Raw genomic sequence first — 2,535 nt, 5'->3', positions numbered from 1 at the left:
TATGCTCCGCAAACAACTTATCAAACTCTACTCCTAATTTATACACTTTATTAGGATAGTCTTCCTTTGAAACTTTTTCTTTCTTACTATTAGACTTCGATTCTTTTACTTTAGACTCTTCCGTTTTCTCCTGTTTAGAAGTGTTCGTTTTCTCAGAAACTCCACAACCAAATAACAACATGACCGGAACTGCTACCCCTAGTAGTTTCTTTGCATTCATGACTGATTTCTCCTTCTACTTGAATAGATTACTCTTGCTATACCCATCCTCTTTTTTTATCTTGTAATTAAAGTTACAATCGCAATAACTCCTAGAATCGGTCCCCAATATTCCATTTTTATAAAAAATAATGAGTGCTTTTTGTTAAACATAACTTTTTCACCAGTTTCGGCATCTATATAAACTTTCCCATCTGGCTTATTAATATATTTACCTAAATACCAAGACATAACCCCTGATATAATAAACATTACCGCCATTGGCCAACTATGGTCTTGAAAATATGTAGCGTCCCCCGTTATAGATCCAAAGATAGCCTTACCCAAAAGAGTATTAATAATTACAATAATTGCGACTAAAAAACCCCAACCAGACCAAATAATCATCTATTTCTCCTCCTAAAGCGTACAACTTTGTACTTTATGTTAATTTGAACTGCAAACGAAAATGTTTAAAAAACCGAATATTCAGACGTTAATAATTATATTTAGCTTACATTCGATTCTAACTTTAATGTCCTAAATGCAAATGAACCAGATATAATTTGTAAAATTGTCGGAATAAGTAAAAAGAATAATGACATAAATAACATAACTATAGGAATCACAATCATACAAACTCCATAAACTTTATTATTAACCTTGTTTACTAAACACGATAAAATGAACAATCCTATTTGAACCGTTAAAATAATAGAGTAATAAGCTAAAAGTTCGTAATCAACACCTTCCATAATATTAAACGCTACAACTATTAATATTATGGAAATAATAATTCCCAAAATGCCACCAATTAAACCTAATACGAATTCAGGTGTTCTTTTCAATTCAATCCCCCTTTTATGAACCACTAACAACTTGTATATTTTTCCCATTCACCATCATACCAAATATTCACTGGAAAAACTATACATACTTTTCATTCTTCCTTACCTTACAGTGACCTTCTTACCATTATAGATAGCTTGTAGCAGTCACAAAATCAAAACCTTCAAAATTACTAACCGGTTTCGATACTTTTAGAAAGTAGACATACCCCTTGAATACAATTAGTATTAACACATGAAATACGAAAGGCTTAAAAAGGCTTTCACATGAAGAAAGGAAGTTGCACAACTATGGATTTTAAAACAGTTATGCAAGAACTTGAATCTCTAGGTAAGGAACGAACGAAAAAAATATACATATCTAACGGTGCGCATGAGCCAGTATTCGGAGTAGCTACAGGTGCTATGAAACCAATCGCTAAAAAAATAAAATTAAATCAAGAGTTAGCTGAAGAGCTTTATGCCACAGGTAACTACGATGCTATGTACTTTGCAGGTATTATTGCCGATCCAAAAGCTATGAGTAAGTCTGATTTTGATCGCTGGATAGACGGGGCATATTTTTATATGCTATCTGATTATGTAGTGGCAGTAACTTTATCGGAGTCAAATATTGCACAAGATGTTGCTGATAAATGGATTGCAAGTGGGGACGAGCTTAAAATGTCTGCCGGATGGAGTTGCTACTGTTGGCTTTTAGGAAATCGCAAAGACAATGAATTTTCCGAAAGTAAAATTTCCGATATGCTTGAAATGGTGAAAGATACAATTCATCATTCTCCAGAACGAACAAAATCCGCTATGAATAATTTCCTAAACACCGTGGCAATTTCATATGTACCACTACACGAAAAAGCAGTCGAGATTGCAAAAGAAGTTGGTATAGTTGAAGTCAAACGTGATAATAAAAAAAGCAGTTTGTTAAATGCTTCTGAAAGTATTCAGAAAGAACTAGATAGAGGAAGACTTGGTTTTAAGCGTAAGTATGTAAGGTGTTAAAAGTATGAAGGTGTCAATGTAGGAGAGATTGACACCTTTTTTGTGGACATTACTAGACTAACGGAGCTGCAAGTTAAAGGAAACCAATCATTCATCTCCCACTATACATCTCAAACTTCTTCTTTCAATTTATATACCCTATCTCTTTTCTCATCATCTTTGATAAAAATAAGTTTTCCTTCTGTAACAAAACCTTCTAATAGTAAACATACTTGTCCATATGCTTTAGGCTTATTCGTAGTGAATCTTTCATCGGGTATTTTACCCGATCGTATTAATCGTTCACATAGCTCAAGCGCACTTATTTCTTCAGAATCAATTAATTCTAAAATATCTTTTTGTAATGGTGATAAAGGGGCTGGTACCTTACATACCTCAGCTACCTCCACCTTTTCTTTTTCTTCTTCAAATAAATCTTCAAATGAAATTTGATTCATTACATCTGTTCCTTTCTAACAATTGATTTATATAACATGAATTGAATTCTATA

The 2,535-nt window shown here is 32.9% G+C and carries 5 protein-coding genes; 1 reads left to right on the top strand and 4 read right to left on the bottom strand.

Annotation, left to right across the window (positions count from 1 at the left end):
- The 3 genes from ACQGS6_RS26340 to ACQGS6_RS26330 form a co-directional block, all read right to left on the bottom strand.
- Positions 1–220 (bottom strand): DUF7018 domain-containing (lipo)protein (locus tag ACQGS6_RS26340; protein WP_426965864.1); only part of this gene is annotated, 220 nt, incomplete at its 3' end.
- A 56-nt stretch (positions 221–276) separates the two neighbouring features.
- The gene (locus tag ACQGS6_RS26335) at positions 277–606 is read right to left on the bottom strand and encodes a hypothetical protein (protein ID WP_000587853.1); all 330 of its coding nucleotides are present in this window, start codon (positions 604–606) and stop codon (positions 277–279) included.
- A gap of 101 nt (positions 607–707) precedes the next feature.
- On the bottom strand, positions 708–1,046 hold the full coding sequence (locus ACQGS6_RS26330; RefSeq protein WP_000831724.1) for a DUF4064 domain-containing protein: 339 nt from the start codon (positions 1,044–1,046) through the stop codon (positions 708–710).
- 291 nt (positions 1,047–1,337) lie between these two features.
- On the opposite strand from ACQGS6_RS26330, the gene ACQGS6_RS26325 reads away from it, so the two are divergent.
- Positions 1,338–2,045 (top strand): DNA alkylation repair protein, encoded by a 708-nt coding sequence (locus tag ACQGS6_RS26325; RefSeq protein WP_000346352.1) that lies wholly within the window; start codon positions 1,338–1,340, stop codon positions 2,043–2,045.
- Between the two features lie 110 nt (positions 2,046–2,155).
- On the opposite strand, the gene ACQGS6_RS26320 is transcribed toward ACQGS6_RS26325, so the two are convergent.
- The gene (locus tag ACQGS6_RS26320) at positions 2,156–2,482 is read right to left on the bottom strand and encodes a DUF3895 domain-containing protein (protein WP_001071909.1); all 327 of its coding nucleotides are present in this window, start codon (positions 2,480–2,482) and stop codon (positions 2,156–2,158) included.
- Positions 2,483–2,535: the final 53 nt, after the last annotated feature.

This window comes from Bacillus sp. GMs2/2, assembly GCF_050172095.1.
GTDB classification, from domain to species: Bacteria; Bacillota; Bacilli; order Bacillales; family Bacillaceae_G; genus Bacillus_A; species Bacillus_A cereus.
This window is presented reverse-complemented; position numbering and strand designations above follow the sequence as displayed.